We start from the raw sequence: 7,388 nt of genomic DNA on the forward strand, positions 1-7,388 counted from the left end.
TCAAATGAGACCACTATAGGGCTCGCTTTTTCAATCTGCTCGACCAACGCCAGTTTAGACGTCAGCGAGTCATCGCGCGGTGTCCGTTTCACACCTTATCCCATAGGACTGTCCATTTATTGGGGGGAAAGATGTAAACCGTATTCAGGAGGGGAGAGGAAACACAAAAAAGGGCCCGCAGGCCCTTTATCGAATATGGTATTGGCATTTAGCCAAACAGATGGTGGCTGACGATGAACAGGCCGCCAGAGAGCAGCATGGTCAGCGGCAGGGTCAACACCCAGGCCATCAGGATGGTCTTGATGGTCTGGCTCTGCAGGCCGGATTTGTTTGCAATCATGGTCCCCGCCACCGCAGAAGAGAGGATGTGGGTGGTGGACACCGGCATACCGGTCAGACTGGCGACCCCGATGGAGGTTGCAGCCGTGATCTGGGCTGCAATGCCCTGGCTGTAGGTCATGCCAGTGGTGCCGATCTTCTCGCCCACGGTATGGACGATACGACGCCAGCCCACCATGGTGCCACAACCGAGCGCCAGTGCGATGGAGACGATCACCCAGGTCGGTGCGTATTCAGCGGTCGCGGTGAGATCCTTGCGCCATTTGGCCAGATCGGTCAGCTCCTTGGCGGGCAGCGGCAGCTTGGCAGCCTTGCGGGCGGTGTCATCGATACAGAGCAGCAGACGACGCACTTCGCGGCGGTCGGTCAGGCTCATCTGATCATAAGTACGCACGGCACCCAGACGGGCATCCAGGGTGGCCATCGCCTGCAGCACGCCATCGGCGGAGCAGTGAGTCATCAGCTCTTCCTGAGCCGTTGCCGGTGCAGAGAAGTTGATGACGCCAGAGAGGGCGGACTGGTTGCGCTGGTAGATCTCCATGATGCGCTGGTTGGCATCCTGGGTCCGATCCAGGTCATAAGCGCGGCTGTTCATGTCCAGCGCGAAATAGGCGGGCGCCATGCAGATCAGCACCAGCATCACCAGACCGATGCCCTTCTGGCCATCGTTGGAGCCGTGTACGAAGCTGACGCCCATGGCCGAGGCCACCAGGGTCAAACGTGCCCAGAATGGCGGGTGCTTCTTGCCATCCACCAGCTGACGCTCTTCCGGTGTTTTGTGGATCTTGTTGCTGGTCCAGATGCGTTTCATTGCCAGCAGCAGCAGCGCAGCGATGATGAAGCCGATGGTGGGAGAGATGATGAGGGAAAGCATGATGTCGATCGCTTTGCCCACGTTGATCCCTTCTGTCACCGGTTTATGGGTGATCCAGGCATAGGCGCCGCCTACCCCCAGAATGGAACCGATCAAGGTATGTGAACTGGAGGCCGGGATCCCGAAGAACCAGGTGCCCAGGTTCCACACGATGGCGGAAAACAGCAAGGAGAAGACCATGATCAACCCTTGGGTGGAATCCATCCCAAGCAGCAGGTCGATGGGCAGCAGATGGACAATGGCATAGGCCACACCCAGACCGCCGAACATGACACCAAAAAAGTTGAAGATCCCCGATGCAACGACCGCCAGGTGAGCTGGCATCGCCTTGGTATAGATAACCGTTGCTACCGCGTTGGCGGTATCGTGAAAGCCGTTGATAAATTCATAGGCAAGCACAAAAAAAACGGCCAATACCAAACCGATTGACCACCACAAACCCAAACCACTAAACATTTCAAACATAAAAAAAAGCCTGTTTATGAGTTGCGGCGGATTATGCCAGATGGCGGCCAACACCATAGCCACCATTGAAATATTTCAGCCATAAAAAAAAAGAGCTTTTTGGAAAAAAATATCCTAGAGCCAGTCCTCATGCGGCTTGCCATCGATTAATTAAAGCCACCAATGATTGCGGGAAAGGACAAAAATAGCTGACAATTAAGCCAATAATTTCATTTTTATGACGTTTTTATGACAGGAAAACGGGCGGACGTGGTGATAAAACGTCCCTGCACCACCAATCTCATCCGACCAGCACCATCAACCCCATATCCGTTTGATTCCAGATGCAAAAAGGGAGCACCTTGTGCTCCCTTGAATCTTTGCTGTGTTGCCAGTTATCAGTCCTGATTGATGCGGCTGGCAACGGCGCCCTGTTGGCTCTTGTACTTGGCATTTTCCCGCTTGTTGTAGGGACGGGCTGCGACGCCGGAGAGCATCTCGAAGTTCAAGGCGCCAATTTTCATCTTCGGGCGCAGTGCCAGCGGCAGTTTGCCGCCGTTGTAGAACTCCAGCACGATACGACCGGACCAACCCGGATCGATGCGGTGCGCGGTCACGTGCACCATCAAACCCAGGCGCGCCAGTGAAGAGCGGCCATCCAGCCAGCCGACGATATCGGCAGGCAGTGTGACGGATTCGTAGGTCACCGCCAGCGCCAGCTGACCCGGGTGCAGGTAGAAGGCTTCGCCATCGGGGATGTGGATCTCGTCACTCATCACCCGATCGATGGCATCGGCCATCTCGCTGCTCGGGCCGCTCAGGTCGATATAGGGTGCGGTATGATCGCGAAACACCCGAAACTCGTTACCCAGCAGCACATCGACACTGACACCACTGATCCGCTCTACCCCGGGCCGTGGCTCAATGACGATCTTGCCTTCATCCAGATGGCGTTCAATATCGGTATCACACAGACGCATTGGGCGACTCTCCTGACAAATTGTGCTTTTAAAAAAGCCGGGCATCACCCGGCTTGTTTCATCTTAACCGATCAACATGTGGCGGATACGCGCTTTGAGCATGTCGATGGCGATGCGGTTCTTGCCACCACGGGGCACGATCACATCGGCATACTGTTTGGACGGCTCGATAAACTGCAGGAACATCGGACGAACCGTCTTCTGGTACTGCTTGAGCACGGAGTCCATGGTACGGCCACGCTCCTGCACATCACGCACCAGACGGCGCAACAGGCAGATGTCGAGCGGGGTATCCATAAAGATGGAGGCATCCATCAGATCCCGCAGACGGCTGTCGGTCAGCAGCAGGATCCCTTCCAGAATGATCACCCGGCGCGGGGCAAACGGGGTCACTTCGTTCATCCGGGTGTGTTCGGTGTAGGAGTACTGGGGAATGGCAACCGCGTCACCTTTGACCAGCTGGCTCAGGTGCTGTACCAGCAAGTCGTGATCGAGCGCGTTGGGGTGGTCATAGTTGGTCTTGACCCGCTCTTCCATGGTCAGGTGGGTCTGATCACGGTAGTAGCAATCTTCGGTGATCACACCAATCTGACCTGCGCCCAGTTCGGCCACCAGCTCTTCATAAATGGTCTGGGCTATAAGACTTTTGCCAGACGCAGATGCGCCCGCAATACCGATGATCACACACGAATGTTGAGTATCAGACATGACAAATACCTAAAAGAGAAGAGCAGTGGGGATGGTTTAAACCGATCCATTATATAAAAAAGGGTGGGTCATGCCCACCCTCAATTCCCTGTCAAGTGACCGACCGCCGATTATTCATCCAGCGCCATGGCATAGAGGGGGGTCGCAATCGGTTTTGCGCTGAAAAAGAGTTCAGCCCCTAGCCTGCGCGCCAGCTTCAAATAGGCCTGAGCCAGGCTTCCTTCCGGTGCGCCGAACACCGTCGGACAGCCATCATCCATGTGTTGGCGGATATCGATGTGCAGCGGCAACTGGCCAAGCAGCGCCACTTGATACTGCTCTGCCATCTTCTGGCCGCCACCGGTACCAAACAGCGGCTCATGATGACCACAGGCGCTGCAAACGTGATAACTCATGTTCTCGATGATGCCTAGCACCGGCACATTGACCTTGTTGAACATGGCGATCCCCTTGCGGGCATCGGCCAGCGCCACATCCTGCGGGGTGGTGACGATCACCGCCGCCGAAGTCGGCACCTGCTGAGCCATGGTGAGCTGGATATCGCCAGTGCCCGGCGGCATGTCTACCACCAGATAATCTACCTCACCCCAGCGGGTCTCATGGAGGATCTGCGCCAGCGCCTTGCTCGCCATCGGGCCACGCCAGATGGTGGCATCCTGCTCGGAGACCAGATAGCCGATGCTGTTGCTCTTGAGGCCGCAGGCCATCACCGGCTCCATCAGCTTGCCGTCATGGCTGACCGGGCGCTCTGTGAGGGTGCCCATCATGGTAGGAATGGAAGGGCCATAGATATCGGCATCGAGAATAGCGACCCGCGCCCCCTCTTTTTGCAGGGCCAGCGCCAGATTGACCGCGGTGGTGGACTTGCCAACCCCCCCCTTGCCGGAAGCAACCACGATGATGTTGCGAATGCCCTGCACGGCATTGAGGCCCTGCGCCCTCGGCATGCTGGCCACATCGATCTCCAATGCCCAGTCGATACGGGCAGCGCCGGTGGCACTACGCAGCCTGGCATCGTAGTTCTCTTTGAGCTGATCGAGCAGCGAGAGACCGGCAAACGGCAATACCAGCCGGATAGTAAGCCCCTGACCCTGATTGATGATCTCGCGAACGAATCCGGCATCCACCAGATCCATGTGCCAGCCTGCTGGCTTAAATTCGGCGAGGATCTGTTTTACTGAATCAATCACCATTAACTCCTCATTATCTTGTCATTATCTTGAGGTGAACGGTTACCGCACACAAATCAGTGGCTTGCCTGCCATCGTAACAGCAGGTGCTGCCAAGGTTGGCATAGCCACAACCCTAGGCAGGCTACCCCCAATTCGGGTAACATGCACGGCACTCTATCATCCCAACAAGCACATCAAGAACGTAATATGGCAACTGATCCTCGTAAAATGCTGGTAACCTGCGCCCTCCCCTATGCCAATGGCTCCATCCATCTTGGCCACATGCTGGAACATATCCAGGCCGATATCTGGGTTCGTTATCAGCGAATGCGCGGTCATCAGGTGCACTTTATCTGTGCCGATGATGCCCACGGCACCCCGATCATGCTCAAGGCACAGCAGATGGGGATCACCCCGGAAGAGATGATTGCGGCGGTCTCCAAAGAGCACCAGGCCGATTTCGCCGGGTTCAACATCAGCTTTGACAACTATCACTCCACCCACAGCGATGAAAACCGCGAGCTGGCGGAGTTGATCTACGGCCGCCTGAAAAATGGTGGTTTTATCAAGAGCCGCACCATCTCCCAGCTGTTCGATCCGGAAAAATCCATGTTCCTGCCGGACCGTTTCGTCAAGGGAACCTGCCCCAAGTGCAAATCTCCGGAGCAGTATGGCGACAACTGCGACAGCTGCGGCGCCACCTACAGCCCGACGGAGCTGATCGATCCGAAATCTGCCGTCTCCGGTGCGACTCCGGTAATGAAGGACTCCGAGCACTTCTTCTTCGACCTGCCGCAGTTTGAAAAATGGCTCTCTGAGTGGGTGCGCGGCTCCGGCGCCATTCAGGAAGAGATGGCTAACAAGATGCAGGAGTGGTTCGAAAGCGGCCTGCAGCAGTGGGACATCACCCGTGACGCCCCCTACTTCGGTTTTGAAATCCCCGGCGCCCCGGGCAAGTACTTCTACGTCTGGCTGGATGCCCCCATCGGCTACATGGCTTCTTTCAAGAACCTGTGCAACAAGCGTGGCGACATCGACTTTGACAGCTACTGGAAAGCGGACTCCGACGCCGAGCTCTACCACTTCATCGGCAAGGACATCGCCTACTTCCACTGCCTGTTCTGGCCGTCCATGCTGGAAGGTGCCAACTTCCGCAAGCCGACCAAGGTCAACGTACACGGCTATGTGACCGTCAACGGCGCCAAGATGTCCAAATCCAAGGGCACCTTTATCAAGGCATCTACCTACCTGAACCACTTGGATCCGGAATGCCTGCGTTACTACTACGCCGCCAAGCTCAACAGCCGCATCGATGATCTGGACCTGAACCTCGAAGATTTCGTGCAGCGCGTCAACGCCGACGTGGTCAACAAGCTGGTCAACCTCGCCTCCCGCAACGCCGGTTTTATTGCCAAGCGTTTTGGCGGCAAGCTGGCTGCCACTTGCGCCGAGCCCGAACTCTACGCCGAATTCGCCAACGCCCGTACCGCTATTGCGGAAGCCTATGAGAGCCGTGAATTCAGCCGCGCCATCCGCGAAATCATGGCGCTGGCCGACAAGGCCAACCGCTACGTGGACGACAAGGCTCCCTGGGTTATCGCCAAGCAGGAAGGGGCTGACGCCGAGCTGCAAGCTGTCTGCTCCGTCGGCATCAACCTGTTCCGCGTGCTGATGGCCTACCTCAAGCCCGTCATGCCGCTGCTGGCCGAACGTGCCGAAGCCTTCCTGGCCGAAACCCTCAGCTGGGATGGCATCGAGATGCCGCTGGTCGATCATACCGTTGCGCCGTTCAAGGCGCTCTTCTCCCGCATCGAGCCGGCGAAGATTGAAGCCATGATCGAGGCCTCCAAGGAAGACCTGGCCAAAGAGCAGGCACCGAAAGTGAGCGGCCCGCTGGCTGATGACCCCATCAGCGAAACCATCACCTATGACGATTTTGCCAAGATTGACCTGCGCGTCGCGCTGATCAAGAAGGCCGAAGCGGTACCGGAAGCCGAGAAGCTGCTCAAGCTGCAACTGGATATCGGCGGCGAGACCCGTCAGGTGTTTGCCGGTATCAAGTCCGCCTACAACCCGGAAGATCTGGAAGGCAAGCTGACCGTGATGGTGGCCAACCTGGCGCCGCGCAAGATGCGTTTCGGCATGTCCGAAGGCATGGTGCTGGCCGCAGGCCCGGGCGGCAAGGATCTCTGGATCCTGGAGCCGCAGGAAGGCGCCCAGCCAGGCATGCGCGTCAAGTAAGCACATCGCTGACTGCGACCACAGCCAGATAGAGAAGAGAGGCCAAACGGCCTAATGCCAGTCAGTTAATCCTGACTGGCATTGTTTTTATTGGCTTTTGGCACCACATACTTCTATGGTCTTGCCTTGAGACTACGGGGATAACTCCGCTCACTTCGTTCCCGCAACACAGGACGGGGCACTGAAAAAACAAAAAGCCCTGCCAGATTGGCTAATGCCAGTCAGTTAAGCACTTTTATGACTAAATATTCGAAATATTGAATATCAAAAGTAGCTCCATGATTAAAGAGTCAATTTGGCTCCAACCCTTGCCCTGACTGGCATGCAATAAAAAGAGGGAGGCATCATGCCTCCCTCACTCGTTAGCCCTTATACCCCGCGGGTTGGGACTCAAATTCTCTTAACTGACTTGCATTATGCCAGATTGGCAGGGCTTTTTCAGTCAGCCTGTCCCGTCCTGAATATGGTTTACACCTTTCCCCCCAATAAATGGAGAACCCGATGGGACAAGGTGTGAAACGGACACAGCGCGATGACTCGCTGACTTTTAAACTGGCACTGGTCGAGCAGATTGAAAAAGGCGAGCTCACCTACAAACAGGCTCAGGTGCGTTATGGCATTCAGGGCCGC

General features: G+C 56.3%; 5 protein-coding genes and 1 pseudogene. 2 read left to right on the forward strand and 4 right to left on the reverse strand.

The window, feature by feature from the left end; genetic code table 11:
- Window positions 1–208: 208 nt before the first annotated feature.
- The 4 genes from AB5Y76_RS18700 to apbC form a co-directional block, all read right to left on the reverse strand.
- Window positions 209–1,678, reverse strand: coding sequence for an inorganic phosphate transporter (locus AB5Y76_RS18700; RefSeq protein ID WP_021230067.1), 1,470 nt, complete (start codon window positions 1,676–1,678; stop codon window positions 209–211).
- A 377-nt stretch (window positions 1,679–2,055) separates the two neighbouring features.
- A complete protein-coding gene (gene dcd / locus AB5Y76_RS18705) occupies window positions 2,056–2,637 on the reverse strand; it encodes a dCTP deaminase (protein ID WP_005336719.1) in 582 nt (193 codons plus the stop codon).
- Between the two features lie 63 nt (window positions 2,638–2,700).
- Window positions 2,701–3,345 (reverse strand): uridine kinase, encoded by a 645-nt coding sequence (udk, locus tag AB5Y76_RS18710; RefSeq protein ID WP_005352133.1) that lies wholly within the window; start codon window positions 3,343–3,345, stop codon window positions 2,701–2,703.
- A 110-nt stretch (window positions 3,346–3,455) separates the two neighbouring features.
- Window positions 3,456–4,538, reverse strand: coding sequence for an iron-sulfur cluster carrier protein ApbC (gene apbC, locus AB5Y76_RS18715; protein WP_263717706.1), 1,083 nt, complete (start codon window positions 4,536–4,538; stop codon window positions 3,456–3,458).
- Between the two features lie 186 nt (window positions 4,539–4,724).
- Here apbC and metG point away from each other — a divergent pair, with 186 nt between their 5' ends.
- The gene (gene metG / locus AB5Y76_RS18720; RefSeq protein ID WP_041202234.1) at window positions 4,725–6,758 is read left to right on the forward strand and encodes a methionine--tRNA ligase; all 2,034 of its coding nucleotides are present in this window, start codon (window positions 4,725–4,727) and stop codon (window positions 6,756–6,758) included.
- A gap of 501 nt (window positions 6,759–7,259) precedes the next feature.
- Window positions 7,260–7,388, forward strand: a pseudogene (locus tag AB5Y76_RS18725) (IS3 family transposase); the annotation flags it as partial.

The sequence above is a fragment of the Aeromonas sp. R1-2 genome (assembly GCF_040908505.1).
GTDB lineage: Bacteria > Pseudomonadota > Gammaproteobacteria > Enterobacterales > Aeromonadaceae > Aeromonas > Aeromonas veronii.